Origin of the sequence: Tenacibaculum sp. 190524A02b, from assembly GCF_964036645.1 — a bacterium.
Taxonomy (GTDB): domain Bacteria; phylum Bacteroidota; class Bacteroidia; order Flavobacteriales; family Flavobacteriaceae; genus Polaribacter; species Polaribacter vairaonense.
The window spans coordinates 4,820,236-4,838,918 of record NZ_OZ038525.1; the positions used below are offsets into that span (position 1 = coordinate 4,820,236).

The 18,683-nt window shown below is 29.9% G+C and carries 23 protein-coding genes; 8 read left to right on the forward strand and 15 right to left on the reverse strand.

The genetic code is table 11. The features are described 5' to 3' along the window. Positions 1 to 33: 33 nt before the first annotated feature. The 14 genes from ABNT65_RS19800 to ABNT65_RS19865 all read right to left on the reverse strand — a co-directional run bounded on the left by ABNT65_RS19800 (position 34) and on the right by ABNT65_RS19865 (position 9,825). Positions 34 to 477, reverse strand: a complete 444-nt coding sequence (locus tag ABNT65_RS19800) for a hypothetical protein (protein ID WP_348746682.1) — start codon at positions 475 to 477, stop codon at positions 34 to 36. Between the two features lie 285 nt (positions 478 to 762). Beyond that, complete coding sequence (corA, locus tag ABNT65_RS19805; RefSeq protein ID WP_348746683.1) at positions 763 to 1,818, reverse strand: magnesium/cobalt transporter CorA; 1,056 nt, start codon at positions 1,816 to 1,818, stop codon at positions 763 to 765. Further along, positions 1,819 to 2,220 (reverse strand): hypothetical protein, encoded by a 402-nt coding sequence (locus tag ABNT65_RS19810; RefSeq protein ID WP_348716963.1) that lies wholly within the window; start codon positions 2,218 to 2,220, stop codon positions 1,819 to 1,821. After that, complete coding sequence (locus ABNT65_RS19815; RefSeq protein WP_348746684.1) at positions 2,217 to 3,050, reverse strand: universal stress protein; 834 nt, start codon at positions 3,048 to 3,050, stop codon at positions 2,217 to 2,219. Before ABNT65_RS19815 ends, ABNT65_RS19810 begins: the two co-directional genes overlap by 4 nt. A gap of 12 nt (positions 3,051 to 3,062) precedes the next feature. Beyond that, entirely contained in the window at positions 3,063 to 3,488 is a 426-nt protein-coding gene (locus tag ABNT65_RS19820) for a TerB family tellurite resistance protein (RefSeq protein WP_348746685.1), read from the reverse strand. A gap of 18 nt (positions 3,489 to 3,506) precedes the next feature. Beyond that, on the reverse strand, positions 3,507 to 3,917 hold the full coding sequence (locus tag ABNT65_RS19825; protein ID WP_348716969.1) for a VOC family protein: 411 nt from the start codon (positions 3,915 to 3,917) through the stop codon (positions 3,507 to 3,509). Between the two features lie 2 nt (positions 3,918 to 3,919). Next, positions 3,920 to 4,213: a hypothetical protein gene (locus ABNT65_RS19830; RefSeq protein WP_348746686.1), complete on the reverse strand. Its 294-nt coding sequence runs from the start codon at positions 4,211 to 4,213 to the stop codon at positions 3,920 to 3,922. Continuing rightward, on the reverse strand, positions 4,200 to 4,457 hold the full coding sequence (locus ABNT65_RS19835) for a hypothetical protein (protein WP_348716973.1): 258 nt from the start codon (positions 4,455 to 4,457) through the stop codon (positions 4,200 to 4,202). The genes ABNT65_RS19830 and ABNT65_RS19835 overlap by 14 nt, the downstream gene beginning before the upstream one ends. A gap of 1 nt (position 4,458) precedes the next feature. Continuing rightward, a complete protein-coding gene (locus ABNT65_RS19840) occupies positions 4,459 to 5,427 on the reverse strand; it encodes a deoxyhypusine synthase family protein (protein ID WP_348716974.1) in 969 nt (322 codons plus the stop codon). Positions 5,428 to 5,429: 2 nt separating this feature from the next. Next, a complete protein-coding gene (locus ABNT65_RS19845; protein ID WP_348716976.1) occupies positions 5,430 to 6,200 on the reverse strand; it encodes an RMD1 family protein in 771 nt (256 codons plus the stop codon). A 2-nt stretch (positions 6,201 to 6,202) separates the two neighbouring features. Further along, positions 6,203 to 7,135, reverse strand: coding sequence for an agmatinase (gene speB / locus ABNT65_RS19850; protein WP_348716978.1), 933 nt, complete (start codon positions 7,133 to 7,135; stop codon positions 6,203 to 6,205). Between the two features lie 55 nt (positions 7,136 to 7,190). Continuing rightward, entirely contained in the window at positions 7,191 to 8,582 is a 1,392-nt protein-coding gene (locus tag ABNT65_RS19855; protein ID WP_348716979.1) for an arginine decarboxylase, read from the reverse strand. Positions 8,583 to 8,990: 408 nt separating this feature from the next. Then, the gene (locus ABNT65_RS19860; RefSeq protein WP_348716981.1) at positions 8,991 to 9,482 is read right to left on the reverse strand and encodes a mechanosensitive ion channel domain-containing protein; all 492 of its coding nucleotides are present in this window, start codon (positions 9,480 to 9,482) and stop codon (positions 8,991 to 8,993) included. A gap of 55 nt (positions 9,483 to 9,537) precedes the next feature. Beyond that, positions 9,538 to 9,825 (reverse strand): hypothetical protein, encoded by a 288-nt coding sequence (locus tag ABNT65_RS19865; RefSeq protein ID WP_348746687.1) that lies wholly within the window; start codon positions 9,823 to 9,825, stop codon positions 9,538 to 9,540. A 389-nt stretch (positions 9,826 to 10,214) separates the two neighbouring features. Here ABNT65_RS19865 and ABNT65_RS19870 point away from each other — a divergent pair, with 389 nt between their 5' ends. From ABNT65_RS19870 to ABNT65_RS19880, 3 genes are read left to right on the forward strand one after another with little or no spacing between them, the layout of a single operon-like run. Continuing rightward, positions 10,215 to 10,601 carry a hypothetical protein gene (locus ABNT65_RS19870; protein WP_348746688.1) on the forward strand — a complete coding sequence of 129 codons (387 nt, stop codon included), beginning with the start codon at positions 10,215 to 10,217 and terminating at the stop codon, positions 10,599 to 10,601. Further along, complete coding sequence (locus tag ABNT65_RS19875) at positions 10,526 to 11,641, forward strand: hypothetical protein (protein ID WP_348746689.1); 1,116 nt, start codon at positions 10,526 to 10,528, stop codon at positions 11,639 to 11,641. Before ABNT65_RS19870 ends, ABNT65_RS19875 begins: the two co-directional genes overlap by 76 nt. Then, positions 11,641 to 12,612: a succinylglutamate desuccinylase/aspartoacylase family protein gene (locus tag ABNT65_RS19880; protein ID WP_348746690.1), complete on the forward strand. Its 972-nt coding sequence runs from the start codon at positions 11,641 to 11,643 to the stop codon at positions 12,610 to 12,612. Before ABNT65_RS19875 ends, ABNT65_RS19880 begins: the two co-directional genes overlap by 1 nt. A gap of 29 nt (positions 12,613 to 12,641) precedes the next feature. Here the strand turns inward: ABNT65_RS19880 and ABNT65_RS19885 are convergent, their stop codons facing one another. Beyond that, on the reverse strand, positions 12,642 to 13,946 hold the full coding sequence (locus tag ABNT65_RS19885) for a tyrosine-type recombinase/integrase (RefSeq protein WP_348746691.1): 1,305 nt from the start codon (positions 13,944 to 13,946) through the stop codon (positions 12,642 to 12,644). A 336-nt stretch (positions 13,947 to 14,282) separates the two neighbouring features. Between ABNT65_RS19885 and cobW the strand changes: the two genes are divergently transcribed. Genes cobW through bluB form a run of 5 tightly spaced genes read left to right on the forward strand, consistent with a single transcriptional unit; the run spans position 14,283 to position 18,683 of the window. Continuing rightward, positions 14,283 to 15,365, forward strand: coding sequence for a cobalamin biosynthesis protein CobW (gene cobW / locus ABNT65_RS19890; RefSeq protein WP_348707296.1), 1,083 nt, complete (start codon positions 14,283 to 14,285; stop codon positions 15,363 to 15,365). A 3-nt stretch (positions 15,366 to 15,368) separates the two neighbouring features. Further along, positions 15,369 to 15,956, forward strand: a complete 588-nt coding sequence (locus ABNT65_RS19895; protein WP_348737360.1) for a cob(I)yrinic acid a,c-diamide adenosyltransferase — start codon at positions 15,369 to 15,371, stop codon at positions 15,954 to 15,956. A gap of 2 nt (positions 15,957 to 15,958) precedes the next feature. Then, positions 15,959 to 16,660 (forward strand): precorrin-2 C(20)-methyltransferase, encoded by a 702-nt coding sequence (gene cobI / locus ABNT65_RS19900; protein WP_348746692.1) that lies wholly within the window; start codon positions 15,959 to 15,961, stop codon positions 16,658 to 16,660. Then, on the forward strand, positions 16,653 to 18,020 hold the full coding sequence (gene cobJ / locus ABNT65_RS19905; protein ID WP_348737362.1) for a precorrin-3B C(17)-methyltransferase: 1,368 nt from the start codon (positions 16,653 to 16,655) through the stop codon (positions 18,018 to 18,020). The genes cobI and cobJ overlap by 8 nt, the downstream gene beginning before the upstream one ends. 3 nt (positions 18,021 to 18,023) lie before the next feature. Beyond that, on the forward strand, positions 18,024 to 18,683 hold the full coding sequence (gene bluB, locus ABNT65_RS19910) for a 5,6-dimethylbenzimidazole synthase (RefSeq protein WP_348707300.1): 660 nt from the start codon (positions 18,024 to 18,026) through the stop codon (positions 18,681 to 18,683).

The window sequence follows — 18,683 nt, forward strand, 5'->3', positions numbered from 1 at the left end:
AAACTGTATTGGTCACTTTATATTCTATTTTTTTCAATGAAGCATATTTACGCTGTGAATTGATGAATGTTTTCCAGCAACCCCAATTGCGGGTATTATAGCGACATAAGCTTCTAATCTTTTTGTAATAGGAAAACTAGATTCTTTTAATTTGCCTAACATGAGATCAATATTGAGTGAAATTGAAATATTTTTTTTATTTGCAGTAAAAAGACATTGGGTTTTTCCTAAATATTCATCCGAATTTTCAAATGCTATGGGGAAAACAAAACTATTGTTCCAGTTAGGAACTAATACAGGTGTATCTAGTTTTCCTTTTACATCATAAATAAAAGCATGTAGATAATATTCCATTTCTAATTGTAAGTCTATTTTATGACATTCAATTTCGATTTGGACATTGAGGTTAAATAATTTATTTCCTACTATTATTTCTTTAGGAATATTTGTTAATTGAACAGAATTTATTTTCGCCATAATATGAGTAAAAAGATGTTATTATAAGGACGATAATTGAATTGTTTGGTCACATAAAATTCATTAAGAGATATTGTTGTTTTTTAAAAAACCCACTCCAAGGAGTGGGTAGGGAATTGTAATGAAAAAGAAAATATTCTCTATTTTCAAATAGAGAAAAATGGTTGCCTTTTTTTAAAAAGCAGGGGAATCTCTTTTTAGACGATTAAATTATTATTTGGTCACACTTTAATTTTAAATATTGTGAGCTATTATTAAAATTTGGAATTAAACCTAATTTATTATTTAAAACCATTTCTTTTTTTTAAAAAATACAAGCATTGAAATTGTCACAATAATTATAATTCCCCACATATAAAAATATCCATATTCTAGTTTCAATTCAGGAACATTGTTAAAGTTAGTACCATATATACCTGCTATAAATGTTATTGGTATAAAGACTACAGAGAAAATAGTAAGAAGTTTCATAATTTCATTGAGTTTATAGTTAACATTTGTAGAATAGACGGTTAATTGTTCACTTAACATCATCTTATAATTTTCCAATGTTTCATATATTCTATTTATCAACTCATTAAGGTCATTATAAAATGGTTGTTCACGTTTTGTAATTAAGGGTGTTTTATAATTCTTAAAGTTATTAATTGTTTCACGAGCAGGTCTAATATTTTTTTTAAAATAATTAAGTTCTATTTTATTTTTATTAATGTCTTCTAGGACATTTTTGCTAGGATTAGATAAAATTCGATCTTCTAGTTCTTCTACATTTTCACCGAATATTTCTATTAAGTAATTATAGTTATCGATAATAACATCTAATAAGCAGTATTTTAAGTAACTGAGGTTATAACTTCTAATTCTACCTTTTTTATTCCTAATCCTTTCTCTAATTGGATCAAAAACATCTCCTTTTTTTTCTTGAAAAGTTAGTAATACATTTTTGGTTAAAAACATAGATAGCTGTTCAGAGTGTAATGTTTGATCTTTACCTAAGAACATCATTTTTATGACTGTAAAAATAAAATCATCCTCTATATCAGACTTTGATCGTACTCCAGTGTTAACAATATCTTCAATCAATAAAGAATGTATATCAAAGCGTTCACATATCATCTTAATCAATTCTACATCATGAATACCGTCTATATTAATCCATGCATTTTTATATTGGGATAGGTAACTAAAAATTTCTTCAATTTCTAATATTTCAATTTCTATAAATTGGTTATCATCAAAAGCAATTAGAGTAATATAAATATTATCCTGTTTTTGCGTACCTATAAATATTGGTTTGCCAGGGATTTCACTTTTATTCTTTTGACGGATAGTAAATCTCATTTAATTTATAATTTTTCTATCTTCTATTAGTTTCTGCAATTTAGCCAATAGAATTAATTCAGATTTGTTTTTACTATTATTTGCATTACAAATTTTATAACAGGTATCCAAGAGTTCAATATTAACTTCATTATTAAAAAAGCTGTTATTAGTTAAGAAAAAACTTTTAAAAAAATCATAAGCTTTTTCTGCTGATAAATTACCATTAATTAAATTTCTCATAGTTTCATAAATTAACTCTTCACTATTAAATCCATATTCATTTGTAGCCCATTCTTCTTTTATAGCCCAAACTATTTCCTTTTTTTCTTGAATAGTTATGGTTTTGTCAATCATAGAGAAAGAATAAAAAAGGTGGGTGATTGCGATATAAAAATCTTCATTAAAATTTAAACTTTTCATGACATTTCTGGTAAAATTAGTAAAGGTATTTTACTACTAAAAGTAACTTTTTTAATAACATCTTCGTTTAATAATTTATTAAAGAAATTATAATGATGATTGATGAGAACTAGTAATTGTCCGTTAGATTCTTCCACATATTTTTGAAGAGTGTATGATTCAGATTCTTCCCAGCTAAGCTTTTTATAATGAGTTTGTAAATCTTGTAATAATTCTCTTAGATTTACTTTATGAGTTCTTTGCTTATTTGTTAAAGCCTCTTCGATAGAAAGATTTACAATTTCCACATTGCAGCGTTTCATATTACTCAATCTAATTAATGGATGAAGTTCTGTTCTATTAAAAGGTCTTTTATAGTTTGTAGAAAGGATAATCCTGTCTATATTTTTATACTTATATTCTGTAGGAACTACCAATATAGGTGTATAGTCAATTGCTCTGATTATTTTAACTGTATTCGTTCCAATAAAGGTTTGCGCCAAACTTTTGGCGCCTTTTGTACCACATATCACCAAATCAATTTTCTCTTCTTTAATAGTTTCCTTTATGGCATTTGTTAAAGAGTTAGAATCGGCAATAGCATGATATGAAAAACCTTTATTTTCTCTATTGAGAATATCAACCAAATATTTCAATTCATCTTCAATTTCATCGTCCATTTGACTAAACCATTTCTCATTATATTCCTCACTTAATAAGTAAGATCTTTCGCCTATATAAACATCCAATAAAAAGATATTTATATTCTGTTCTGCAAAAAGTTTTTTAGTATAATTTAATGCATTAATTGCTGTTTCTGAGAAATCATAAGGAATTAAAATATTTTTCATTTGATTTATTTATTAAATAATACTTAATATTTTTTTGTAATCATCAAAATCTATATCTGCATTAAATATATTCAATGATTTTTTTATAATAGATTTAGCAGAGTCTTCACTAAATCCTAATTGAATTGCGTATCGTAGGACTAAATCACTTTCTTCTTTATCAATTCTATGATCAGAAAGAATGATTTTAAACAAATCTAACAAACGCTCAAGTCTATCATCTATATTGTTTTGAGGTATAATTGGATATTTGTTTGGAGTTTTTAGGACTTCTTTATATTCTTCCTCAGTTATATCCAATTTTTTAACAAACCGATTAATGATTAATTGTTCATCCGAGTTCAATTCACCATCTACTAATGCTATATTTAATATTGCAGAAAAGTGTGCCATATTGTTTCTATGAATACTTGATTCAAAAAGATCTATTATTCCCATTGTTTATTTTTTAGTTATTTACATAAAAATTTCACCTTTCTCTTTAAAGGTTTTAAATTCAATATGATAGTTGTTTGGATCCTGAACGAAAAACGAACTTTGTTCTCCATTTTGATCTTCAAAAAACGTTGTTTTAATAATTGTGTCAGTAGACCATCTATTTATTCTATCATAAATACTTTCCCAGTTTTCATAGTTTAGTATAATACCAAAATGAAATGTCGGTAATTGATTATCTTCTAAAACATAAAATGGGTATTGGAAAGTATATTCCTCTACTTTAACAAAAGTTAATTGCGTTCCGTATAGATTAAAATCTACCCATTTACTAGTAGATCTACCTATTTCTAGTCCTAATTCTTCCGTATAATACTGTAAGGTCTCATTTAGATCCTTACAAGGAAGGGATATGTGAAAGTTTAATTCCATAATTAAGTTAATTCTAAATCATCTAATCTTAAAACGATAAAATCTTCATCGTCTAAATCCTCCATAATTTCAGTATAGTACAATTGAAATTTTTTTCCTTTGAATTCTAATGTTCTTAAATCGTATTTTTCTAAAACTTTTTTATTTACTTCTTCAAAAACAATTTCATCATATTCATCATTTTGAGTATTTCTGAAATAATAGTACCCACTCTCGTGACGTAAAAACACTCCTTGAGTATTTGCATCTTGAAAAGAACTGTAATATCCCATCCGTAATGGTTTAAAAATATTCATTATCAAAATCGTTAAACGATTCTCTATCTTCGGAATAATCTTCTATAGTTTGATTAAGTTGTTTGTTAATCTTGACTAAGTAAATTGTATCCTCTGTTTTAACCTCTACAGCTTTTGTGGTTTGTCCTTGAGAGTTTTGAAAGGAAATAATATCTTCATACTCATATCCATCTGGATATTTTGCTACTAATAAATCTAATATATTAGTTGTTAGCTTACTATATTCAACAATAACTCTTTTCATTTTACATGTTTAAAAGATACGCAAAAATTAATGGAGCAACAATAGTGGCATCACTTTCAATAATGAATTTTGGAGTATCTATGTCTAGTTTACCCCAAGTGATTTTTTCATTAGGAACTGCTCCAGAATAAGAACCATAACTTGTTGTCGAATCTGAAATTTGACAGAAATAGCTCCAAAAAGGAGTGTTTTCTTGTTCCATATCTTGATAAAGCATTGGTACTACACAAATAGGAAAATCGCCAGCAATTCCTCCTCCAATTTGGAAAAAGCCAATTCCATTGTTCGAATTATTAGTATACCAATCTGCTAAAAAGGTCATGTATTCAATTCCACTTTTCATCGTAGAAGCTTTCAATTCTCCTTTTAAAACATAGGAAGCAAAAATATTTCCCATAGTAGAATCTTCCCATCCTGGAACTACCATTGGTAAATTCTTTTCAGCTGCAGCGTACATCCAAGAATCTTTAATATCTATTTCATAATATTCTTCTAATACTCCTGATAATAATAATTTGTACATAAATTCATGCGGAAAATAGCGTTCTCCATTTTTTTCAGCATCCTTCCAAATCTTTAAAATATGCTTTTGTAATCTTCGAAAAGCTTCTTCCTCTGGTATGCAAGTGTCTGTTACTCGGTTTAAGCCTTTTAATAATAAATCCCATTCATCTTGAGGCGTTAAATCACGATAGTTTGGAACTCTTTTATAATGAGAATGTGCCACTAAATTCATGATATCTTCCTCCAAATTGGCTCCTGTGCATGAAATAATGTGCACTTTGTCTTGACGAATCATTTCAGCAAAAATTTTTCCTAATTCCGCAGTACTCATAGCACCAGCTAAAGAAATTAACATTTTAGCTCCTTGCTCTAATTGAGTTTCGTAACCTTTGGCAGCATCTACTAACGATGCTGCATTAAAGTGTAAAAAGTATTTTTCTATAAAATTTGTAATTGGTTTGTTCATTTTTATAATATTTTTTCGATTAAAACTTGTACGATTTCAAATAAGATAAGAAGGATGATTATCCATTCTAGCATGCTACTATATTTATGATGGATGATATCACTAAATAGGTCTAAATTTTCTTTTATTACGTTTAGACTATTTTCAATACCCTGATGTCTTTTTGCAACATCCAGCTCATCTTTTAACTTGTAATCTAAAACTGACAGTTCTTTGTCACTCCAAGCTACTTCTGGTGAGTCAAATACAAACAAGTTTTCGGCTATGTTGTTTTTTAGATTTAAAGTTCTGCCTATAAACTTGCGCATTTTTGTTTTTGATAGTTTAAAGTTTCCTGTGTGCTCAAGCTGTCGAGAATACACCATGGTTTTCTCATGCAAATCAGAAGCCTTGTTCACATAATTCATTAGCGCTACTGATTGTGCCAAATTCAACATAATAATATGCGCTATATCATCATGGAGCTCTTTAATTTGTATACTTCCAAAATCAACTTCTATATCGTCATTTATGGTTATTTCATACTCTTCAGAAAGCATTGTTTCCATATTGTTTTTAGTTCCATTTAAATACTCTAAAACAGTTACTATTTCAAAATTCTCACAATTTAAAAACACTACACTGCCATAGTTTTTTAAGTAGATGTAAGATTCCTTATTTGTTTTATATAGAATAAAAGTATGCTCCCTTTTTAACAATTGATACTTGGAAAACCAATTTCGGATTCTACTCAGATCTATTTGAACTTCTAAATGATATGCTTTGACTAACATTTTTAATATTCTTCGTATTCGTCTTCTCTAAACTTAGAGATAGCTTTATGTTCCTTTTTGTCTTCTTCATCTTCATCTTCTTCGTTTAAGTAAAACTTATAGCTTAACATCTTGTAGTATAATTTGGCCATTAAAAAATCTGATGATTTATCAAGTTCATTGGGACATAGCTCTACAATATCAAATCCTACAACGTTTCTTTCTTCAAAAACGCGACGTAAAAAATCTAATGTTTCATACCAAAGTAATCCTCCTGGCTCTGGTGTTCCAGTACTAGGCATAATTGATGGGTCTAAAGCATCTAAATCAAATGTTATAAAGATATTATCAGTTAATTGATCTAGTACATCGTCAACCCAATCTTCATTTACAGCCATGTCATGTGCAAAGAAAACTTTTTCCATGTTCATTGAGGATTTTTCAGAGACGTCCATACTACGAATACCTACTTGTACTAAATTGGTGTTTTGACTTGCTTCATAAACTGCACAAGCATGATTACAAGTCGAACCTTCGTATTCTTTTCGTAAATCGGCATGAGCATCAATATGTAAAACAGAGATGTTATTAAAACATTCGTCAAAGGCACGGATAGTACCTATAGATATAGAATGTTCTCCACCAACAATAGTTACAAACTTCTTTTTATTAATGTATTTTTTTACTTCCGAATGTACTGCCTCTACCATCGCTTCTGGTGAAGAATTTTCAGTTATAGCTTCCGTTAAATACACTCCTTCCTTATATACTTCGCTATTGGTTTCGATATCGTATAATTCCATATTTTCTGATGCTTGTAAGAATGCATCAGGCCCTTTATCTGCACCTTTTTGCCAAGTACTAGTACCGTCATAAGGCACAGGAATAAGTACAATATTTGCTTTTTCTAACTTTGCGTATTGGTCTGGTATACCAGCGTAATTTTTCGTGTTCATTTTAGTTTTAATTGTTGTGTTATTACTCTTAAAATTTTCAGAATAACTAAACGTTTTAATACCCAAGAATTGATAAAAATTCTTCACTTTTTTGTTGATCTTTAAACAGTTTGGTTGTGAGCTTTCCATTTTCGTTTATGTCTATTAACACATGTTTTGGGTGTGGAATTAAACAGTGTTGTAATCCGCCAAAACCTCCAATAGTTTCCTGATAAGCTCCCGTGTTAAAAAAGCCCACATATAGTGGTTTTTCTTTCTCGTAAACAGGAAGGTAAATTGCGTTAGTGTGCTGCTCTGAATTGTAATAATCATCACTATCACATGTTAATCCACCTAGTAAAACTCGTTCATATTTATCATTCCATTTGTTCACAGGAAGCATAATAAATCGTTTATTAATAGCCCAAGTATCTGGCATTGTGGTAATAAAAGATGAATTGATCATGTTCCATCTTTCACGGTCGTTTTGCTTTTTTTGATACAATACTTCATAAATTGCTCCACTTGCTTCGCCTACTGTAAAGCTTCCAAACTCTGTGAAAATATGAGGAACATCAACTTTTGCTTCTTCACAAGCTTTGTTTATTTGGTTAATGATTTCATCTACCATATATTCATAATCATAGTCAAAAGCTAATGAGTTTTTAATTGGAAACCCTCCTCCAATATTTAAGCTGTCTAAGGATGGACATACTTTTTTTAAGTTGATGTATACTTTTAGACATTTTAATAACTCATTCCAATAATATGCGTTGTCTTTAATACCTGTATTGATAAAAAAGTGTAGCATTTTTAGTTCTACCTGTGGGTTATTAGCTATTTCACGTTCATAAAATGATACAATGTTTTTATAGCCAATACCCAGTCTGCTTGTATAAAACTCAAATTTTGGTTCTTCCTCTGAAGCGATACGAATACCAACTTTGAACTTGCTTTTTGTCTCATCTAATAGCAAGTTAAGTTCTTCATAATTATCAATAATTGGAATACAATTTGAATGTCCTCCGTCAATTAAACTGATAATGTTTGCTATATATTGATCTCGTTTAAAACCATTGCATAGCACATACGCGTTGTCTTTAAGTTTTCCTTCATTTTTTAGTGCTTTAACAATATCGATATCAAAAGCAGATGATGTTTCAATATGAATGTCATTTTTTAGTGCTTCGTCTAACACGTATTTAAAATGTGAACTTTTAGTACAGTAACTGTAATTATATGTTCCTTTATAATTGTGTTTTTCAATAGCATTTGAAAACCATTGTTTTGCACGGTTAATGTTTTCTGATATTTTAGGAAGGTAGGTAAACTTTAAAGGAGCCCCATACTGGTTTACTAATTCCATAATATCAATGTTGTGAAAAAATAAATTGTTTTTTTCTGTATGAAATTCCGCTTGAGGAAAATCAAATGTTTGCTCTATTAAATCTTTATATCTAGTATTCATTTTTTAGGTTTATTTTGCTTGAATTTCCTGTACGGACAGATAATTCAAAAAATGGTTTCGGCATATTGCTGAAACTTTTTTAAATGCATTGGAAACAAACGTTACTGCTACCTTGTAGCGAGTTTGTTATAAAAAAATAAAATGATACTTAGACTCGTAGTGCTAAACAACCACCGCACTGAATGTCAAAATTCAGTGGTAAAGAGTATTTTTTTGAAGATGAAGACACCTTAATTTTTTCGTTGTATTTTCCTAATACAAAACAACCTTTTGTCTTCTCATAAAAGTTGTTTACGAAATAAGCAAAACGTAACATTTAACTTATCTAATAAGATTGCGGTAAATGTAAACTATTTTTTAATACAAAAAACTTTTTTAATATTTTTTTTAAAAAAAATAACTAATTGGTTATTTGGGAGTTATTAATTCTATTCCTTTATATAAGATGATAATATTAGGAATAGTAATATGTTTATTGTCTTCAGGTAGAAAGAGTAGAGTATAAAAACCTGTAATATCTTTTACTTCACCTGTTAAATCATAATCTTTATCCAGAATTTTTATTGTATTTCCAATACGCATAGGATGATAAAAGAATAGAATAATACTTGCAGTTAGGTTTGATAACATTGACCATTGAGCAAAAAAACCTACCCCTAAAACAGCTAATATTGATGTAGCAAATACACCAAATTGTTTAAACTCAATTCCTAAAATTAATAAGAGTAGAAAAAATGAAGTAATAAGATAAAAGAGATAAAACAAATTAAGAATTAATTTTCTTCTATGTGGTTCTATTGAATTTTTAACAATATAGGATTTTGTTAATCTTTTTGTTAGGCTTATTACCGTAAATAAAGCTAATAATAGTATGGAAATTTGAATAACTATAGTGTACATTTTTTTGTATGCTTAAAAAACCTCATTCAATTTGAATGAGGTCTGTTTATAAAAATTATTCAACTAGTTTTAAAGATTCTAAGATTAACTCCATGGAGTAATCTTCATCATCTTCAGATTCGACTATTGAATAAATGATTTCGAATTTTTTACCTATTGTGATTTCTTCATCTAATTTAAATTCTATTATAAACTCCTTTTTAACTTTTTCGAAAGTGATAGTTTCTACCTCTCCATTGGTGTCAAAAGAAAAACTGTATCCCATTTCATCAAATCCTTCATATTTTCCAATTATTTTAATAGGATCAAGTGTATTATAATAAGTTAAGACAGAACTTGCCATTAATATTGAAGATAAAACAGCTATAAGCGTAAACTTTAAAAATTTAATATTCATTTCCTTTTAGTTTTTAATTAATAATAATAAATCTTGGAAATTAACCACAACAAGTCCAAGTTGCTTTTAGCAAAAATTAAACGATAATTATGCTCGTGGTTCAAAGGAAATGATGTTACATAAGCTTCAATTTTATATAATCAAAAATACTCTTTAATTTTAATATAATTAAAAAAAAATATTTAATTTTTTTTATGAAAATAATATTTTTCAATACGTGTTTAATTTGTTGGTTATTAAGGGTTTGAAGTGTGTTTAAATGTTTTTGGATTTTATATACAACTAATTGTTTTTTGGCGTATTATTGGAAAGATAAAATAATTAAATAAAACAAAATGAGAGAAGAAATTAAAGTTATATTACCAGGTACTTTTGAACCTGAGAATCACTGGTATGAAAAGTCGCTTAATGCAACTATACATCCAATGGTAAGCTATTTTTTAAATCTTTCAACGGATCGAATTGTAAAAAGATATTGTCATTTAAACCCAAAAGTTAACCCTGATGATTTAAATGAAATCTTAAGATATAAACCAAGACATTATCATTTATCTGGAGCTGATTTATTGCATGTAACTACAGAGAAAGGAAAAAGACAAATGGTGATTATTGAAAATAACTCTTGTCCGTCAGGTCAAAAAAATTTATGCCATTACTTAATGAGTTTGATGAGCAGGGAGGATATAAAAAGTTTATGGAACAAACGATTAAACCTTTATTGAAAAAGAAGGTTAATGATGCTGTGGCAGTTATTTATGATAAAAATTTTATGGAAGCCTCTGGTTATGCTCATGCAATGGCCGATGTATTAAAAAAAGAAGTTTTTCTAGTTCCTTTTTATAACCAATTAGATAAATCCCATATTGATACAAGTGGAGACTATATCCAATTAAAAATAGATGGTAGTTGGATAAAATTAGGGTTGGTTTTTAGATATTTAACTCAAAAACCATGGAATAGATTACCTATTAGTTCGAAAACAAAAATTATAAACCCGACAATAGTTTGTCTAGCAGGAGGTAGAAATAAAATGATAGCATCAAAAGCTTATTCATTCTTTAATGCTGAGCTGTTAAACAAAAATCTTAAAATTTTGACTCCGCATACCATTTGGGATGTGAATAAAAATGAAATTCCACTGTGGGTTAATAATATGGGAGGAAAGGCAGTTGTAAAAAATCCTTATAGCAATGCAGGACAAGGGGTATATACTATCGTTAATGAGAAGGAATTAACAGACTTTATGGAGCTTGATTTTGATTATGATAAATTTATAGTCCAAAGTTTAGTTGGGAATTATAATTGGAGTTCTGTTACTTCTGAAGGAAAGTTTTATCATGTTGGAACTGTTCCAAACCAAAAAGGGCAGTCTTATGTACTAGATTTTAGAATGATGATTCATGGCACAAAAGAAGGCTATAAACCACTATCTATTTATTCTAGACGAGCAAAATCCCCATTAAAAGATGTGTTAGAAGATGGGAAAGCGTCATGGGATATATTAGGAACTAATTTATCTTTTAAGAAAGAGAATGGAGATTGGGGGTCAGATACTAATAGATTGTTACTAATGGAAAGAAAAGAGTTTAACAATTTAGGGATAGGTATAGATGATTTGGTTGAAGCCTATATTCAAACAGTATTAACGTCTATAGCAATTGATAAAATGGCTATAAGGTTGATTAATACAAAAGGAGGTTTTAAGAGAAAGTTATTTAAGTCGTTAAATGATGATGAGCTATTAATTAAGGAAATTCTATAATGGCAAAAAAGTTTAAGAAAATACCTGTCATCAAAAGAATCAAGATAGATTCATATGAGAAAAACACATTATCATATAGATGGTTACATATAGTATCGAATGGTATTGGTCAGCCTATTTATGTTCCGATAATTGTTGGAAGAGGAGTAGAGGATGGACCAACACTTGGAATAACGGCTGTAGTCCATGGTAATGAATTAAATGGAATGCCAGTTATTCAGCGTCTATTTAACTCAATTGATTTGGAGAAACTATCAGGAACTATTATTGGTGTTCCTGTAGTTAATGTGCCTTCTATTTTAGTTAATGAACGACGTTTTATTGATGGAGAAGACTTAAATAGAATTATGCCTGGAAATAAAGAAGGGAATAGGAGTCAAGTTTATGCTAGTAGGGTTGTGAATAGAATAGTTAAAAATTTTGATTTTTTATTAGACCTACATACTGCAAGTTTTGGAAGAATTAATTCCTATTATATTAGAGCAGATTTATCTTCTAAAGTAGCTAAGCAGTTAGCGATGATTCAAAATCCTCAAATTATTTTAAATGCACCTCCGAAAGATGGAACTCTTCGAGGGGCGGCAGCAGATTTAGGTATTGATTCAATAACTGTTGAAGTAGGTGATCCAGATAAGTTTCAGAAGGGAATGATTCGATCTGGTTTAACAGGGGTTTATAATACATTATCTTTTTTAAATATGTATGATACCGAGATGGAAGAAGCTGAAACCCCTGCTATCATATGTAAAAAATCATATTGGATTTATAGCCACGTAGGAGGAGTTCTTCAAGTACATTCTCAACTAACTCAAAAACTTAAAAAAGGAGAATTAATAGCAACAGTTCGTGATGTGTTTGGTAGGGTTTTAAAAGAGTACTATGCTCCAGAAGATGGAATAGTTATAGGGAAAAGTATTAATCCAGTAGGGCAAACTGGTAGTCGAATAATACATTTAGGTATTTTGTCTTGATTAATTATAAGCCTATTAATTTTTTCTGTTTAAAAAGCAACTGACCTAGTAATATTATCATTATCCTCTTTTTCAAAGCTATCTAGGTATACTTGGGTAGTTTTAGAAGACTCATGTCCTAGCGCTTCAGAGATATACGAAATATTTGCTCCTGAATGTTTTAAGGCGGTTGCAAATGAATGTCTTAGAACATAAGAAGTTAAATTGGTGTCAATTTTAGCTAAAGATGCAATTTTCTTGAGGTTATTGTTAAAAATATCTCGACGACTTTCATAAAGAGTAATCTCTTTTTTCCCTAGTCCTAAAATTTGTTGTGGCAGAATAGGGAAGACCAATTCATTAGAATTTAGTTTTTTTCCTTGTGAGTAATATTGTAATATTTCCTTTGATTTACCTGCGATGACAATATCAAAATCTTTATGGTTTTTTGCTCTTTTATATTTTATACGGTCAAAATCGCCAATAATTTGATTCATTCTTAAATAAGCTAAATCTCGAAAATTAATGCCATTAGTATTAAACATAAAAATAGCTTGTTGCTGAGAATGCCATAAAGAAGTTTCTTTTTCTAAAGAATATTCAAATAAGGATTTGATTTGCTCTATATGAATAGCTCTTTTTTGTGTAGGTTGAGGTGTGCCTACAGTAAAATATTGAAACCCATAGTTTCCGTCTTTTGTAAGCTTATGGTCTTTTATTCCATGATTGATTACAGCACGTAAGCCTCTTAAATAAGCATTATATGAAGTATCTTTCATAGGTTTATTCATCATGTTTACTTTCCATTGTTCCAGTACTTTTCCAGTGATTTCAGCAAAAGTGATGTCTTCTTTAGGGCTTGAATATTTCCTAAATGCACTTAGAGCTTGTTTGTAAGATTTAGCTCTGCCATAAAGTTTTAATTTTTCATAATGCTCTACCAGAGTATTGCCATATTCAAAGAGTTTAATGGTTTTAATACCTTTAGGAGTCATTAAAAGCGTGCCTCCTTTTTCCTTGATTCTTTTATCTCGCTTTTCGGATTTTTCATCTAATATTCGTAAAGCAATAAAATCTCTTAATTGTTTACAACTCCAAGTTTTAATTTCATTTTCATAGTCTTCTAAAAGTGATTTGGCTGTCACAAGTTTTTTTAATAATTCATTATTGGTTCTTTTGGAATTAGGAAATTTACTATTTAGTTTATCTCCAGTCCATTGTTCAACTAACGCATACTTTTTTAGGTTAATCGGTAGGTGTTTTCCATCGTGTTCAACTTTAATCTTTATAGGGAAAGAACCATCTGTACGTTGATTATTTTTCTTTTTATCGAGAACTATTTTTACGGTAGCCATAATGAAAATTATTTCCATAAAGATATGAAAAAAATTGCCCGAAAATTGCCCGATTTTTTAGTTTTTATTTGATTTTATAAAATTCAATATGTCTTAAACCCCTTTGTTTATGAGGTTTTTTGTTTTTGTGTATTTCTATTTGGGTTGATAAAATCTGCCTTCTAAGCAGACGGTCACAGGTTCGAATCCTGTCGCGATCACAATAAGCCTTACTAGTTTTAGTAAGGCTTTTTTGTTGTAAAAATATTTACCTTCCATTTACAAATATTCCTTAGGTTAATAGTGTGCACTCCATAACAATTTTAATACCTTTGGTGGTATAAAATTTTCTAAATAATGATTAATACTTCTCAAAAAATACCTGTAACTATCATTACAGGTTTCTTAGGTTCAGGAAAAACTACATTAATTCATCAAATAGCCAAGAATGCTAATGGAAGACGTTTAGCTATTATAGTAAACGAGTTTGGAGAGTTAGGAATGGATGGAGAAATTCTAAAAGGTAATGATTGCGGATGTGAAGAAGAGAATATTTTAGAGTTGAGTAATGGTTGTCTTTGCTGTACTGTACAAGAAGAGTTTTTACCAACAATGCTTCAATTAATGGAACGTAAAGATCAAATTGATCATATTATTATAGAAACATCTGGATTAGCGTTACCAAAACCATTAGTAAGAGCATTTAATTGGCCAGATTTAAAACCACAAATAACGGTAGATGCTGTGGTAACTGTAGTAGATAGTGTAGGGCAAGCTACAGGAGAAATTTGTGATAGAGCAAGAGTGCAAGAGCAACGTTTAGCTGACGATAGTTTAGATCATGAATCTTCTATAGAAGAATTATTTGAAGATCAATTATCGTGCGCAGATTTAGTGATTATGACAAAATCAGATTTAATAGATGAAGAGAGCTTTATTAAAGTAAGAGAAGTTATCCAGAATAAAATAGGAAATCAAATTAAAATAATTTCAGGAGTAAAAGGAGATATTCCTGTTGATGTTTTATTAGGTTTAGATGCAAAATCTGAAGATTTTATTGAAGAAAAGCATTCGCATCATGAAGCACATCACCACCATCACGATCACGACCATGACCACCACCACGATCATGATCATGATGAAACAATAAACTCGTTAGTTATAGAAGTAAAAGTACCACATACACCAAAGCAATTAATAAAAGCTTTAGAGCGTTTAGTTTCGGAATTTGAAATCTATAGAATTAAAGGAATTATTGAAGTTCCTAATAAACCAATGCGTATGATAGTGCAAGGTGTGGCAAGTAGGTTTGAAAATTACTTTGATAGAAAATGGAAAGAAGGAGAAGTGAGAGGTACACGATTGGTTATTATTGGTGAAAAGTTAGAAGAAACTAGTTTAATAAAAGCTTTAGAAGAAAAGTTAACCGTTACAGCATAACAGATGAAGATATATACACGAAAAGGAGATGCAGGAAAAACAGGAGTTTTTGGAGGAAAAAGAGCCTATAAAAATTCAGCAAGAATAGAATGTATTGGAACTTTAGATGAAGTAAACTCAACAATAGGTTTATTAAGAGCTAAATTAGGACAAGAACATGAGTGGCAAGCAAATTTGCATCGTATTCAAAAAGATATGATGGATATGATGTCGCATTTAGCACGTCCATCAGATTCAAAAAAAGAAAATCCAAACCCAAAACCAATAGATGGGGCAGTTTTTTGTGAAGAATGGTTAGATGCCTTAGAAGCTAGTATAAGTTCTCCTTCAGATTATTTTATTTTACCTGGGGGAAATGAGATTTCAGCGTTATGTCATGTATGTAGAACACAAATACGTAGAGGAGAACGAAGTTTAGTTACTTTAATGCTTGAAGATCCAGATAGTGTAGAGGAATATGTAATGGCGTACATCAATAGATTATCAGATTTATTTTTTACGATGGCAAGAGCTGAAATGGATAAAGAAGGAGTAGCAGAGGAAAAATGGCAATTATTTTTATACAAACGCAAAAAGAAGAAAGCTGAGTAATTATGGTATATGGCGTGGCATTAGGTCCAGGAGATCCTGAATTACTAACCATAAAGGCATTGAGAGTTTTAAAGGAAAGTGACGTAATATTTTACCCAGGATCTTCATATCAAGGTAGGAAGAAAAGTTATGTATATCCTTTGTTAAAATACCATCAGTTGGAAAATAAAGATCTTAGAGGGTTTTATTTAGAAATGTCAGATGATAGATCTCAGTCAAAAAGGGTGTATGCTTTAACTGCATCTGAAATACAAGAATTAGTAAATCAAGGTAAAAAAGTAGCTGTAGTATGTGAAGGTGATCTTAGTTTATATGCCTCGTTTTCTTACGTTTTAGAACATTTGAAAAAGCTAAATATTCCTGTAGAATTAATCCCAGGAATTAATTCTTTTAGCTTAGGAGCTGCTAAACATCAAACCCATTTAAGTCTTTTAAATGATAAAATAGCAGTAGTTCCTAGGGTAAAATCAATAGAAGAAATTGAAAATTACTTTGTTAAAGTTGACACGCTCATATTGATGAAAGTAAAAACAAGTTGGCAATATTTTTATAAACAATTGACACAGCAAACTTGGCAGTTTTATTATTGTGAGCGCTTAGGAACGAATCAAGAATATATTACCACTAATATACAAGAAATATCAGAGAGAGAAATTCCATATTTCTCTCTCTTAATTATAAAAAAGAATCGTACGAATGATTAAAGTTGTAGGACTAGGACCTGGACATGAGCAATATATTATTCCAATGGCATCTGAAGCAGTTTCAAAAGCTACTGTAATTATTGGATATCATTATTATTTTCAATTTATAGAACACTTAATTAATCCAAACGCTGTTTGTATAGGAAAAGAGTTAAGTGAAGAAGAGAAAAGAGCAGACATAGCAATTGAATATGCACAAAAAGGAGAGAATGTGGTGGTTATTGGTTCTGGAGATGCTAGTATTTATGCCATGGCTTCTATTGTATATCAGAAAGTAGCAGAACAAGAACTAGAGTTGGAAGTTGAGACGGTTCCTGGAATTTCAGCTTTTATTACTGCAGGAAGTAAGTTAGGCGCTATTCTAGGTCACGATTTTTGTTGTATCTCATTGTCTGATTTAATGACTCCATGGACGACTATTGAGAAAAGAATCATAGCTGCAGCACAAGGAGATTTTGTTACAGGTTTATATAACCCAAGAAGTAAAAAGAGGTATTGGCAGTTACAAGCGTTAAAAGATATTTATTTAAAATATCGTTCTGATGCTACACCTGTAGCTATCTGTAAGCAGTTAGGTAGAACGGAAGAAAATATTACACTAACAACATTAGGAGAGCTAAATATTGATGAGGTAGATATGTTTAGTGTGGTATTAATAGGGAACAGTCAAACATTTAGATACAAAAAAAACTTAATAACACCCAGAGGTTACTTGAATAGAAAACCAGAAACAGGACAGGAAATTCAAGAAGCAAGCTTTAGAGAAATTATCGAAAATCTACCAACTCATAATTTTGATAACGATCATTTATGGGCGGCAATTCGTTGTATTCATACTTCGGGAGATTTTGAGTATATCAATTACATAGAAACTTCCAAAGGAGCTATTGAAAAATGGAATGATTACCTGAAAGGTGGAGGTGTTATTGTAACGGATGTAACTATGGTAAAAGCAGGAATAACCAAAGCTTTTACAGGCAAATATAATAATCAGGTAGTTTGTATGCTTAATGAAAAAGAAACCCTTGAGTTAGCAACTAAAGAAGGTTTAACACGTTCACAAGCGGGGATTAAATTAGCAGCACAAAAATATCCAAATGCATTATTTGTCATAGGAAACGCACCAACGGCATTAATTGAAATTGTAGATCAAGTCCATGAAGGAACCATAAACCCTGTAGGGATTGTTGGTGCACCAGTAGGGTTCATAAATGTTATAGAATCCAAAGAGCGATTAAAAATGCAAAAAGAAATTTCATTTGCATTGATTACAGAACGTAGAGGAGGAAGTAATTTTGCAGCTGCAATAGTGAATGCAGCATTTACATTAGAGGAAGTAGAAAAATTAGAATCGATTTAAGGGATGCAAGAGGAATTGCAACGATTTTTTACAGAAGGAGAACAAGAAATATTAGAAGAAATATTGTTATACCGAAGAGATGTTAGAGGGAATTATTTTAAGAAAGATATTATATCAGAAGAAAATATAAACCGAATTTTACAAGCTGCATTATCTGCGCCATCGGTAGGATTTTCACAGCCTTGGGAGTTTGTTTTAATTCGTGATATAAAAACAAAGCAAGCAGTTAAAAATTCTTTTCAAGAAGAAAATGAAAAAGCGATTCTACAATTTAAAGATAAAAAACAACAAGAATATATTCGATTAAAATTAGAAGGAATAACAGAAGCTCCTTTGAATATGGCAGTTTTTTATAAACCTAAAAACGAACCTGTTTTAGGTCAGACAAGTATGCCAAATATGGGAAAGTATAGTGTTGTTTGTGCCATTCAAAATATGTGGTTAATGGCACGTGCTTTAAATATAGGGATGGGTTGGGTAAGTATTTTGGATCCTGAAAAGGTAAAAAACATATTAAATGCTCCAAAAGAAAATCAGTTAATAGGTTATTTATGTTTCGGTTATACGGATATGTTTTACAATAAACCTGAACTAGAAATTAAAAAGTGGGATTATAAAAAATTTCAAGACGAAGTAGTTATTCAAGAAAAGTATGTCCAATGA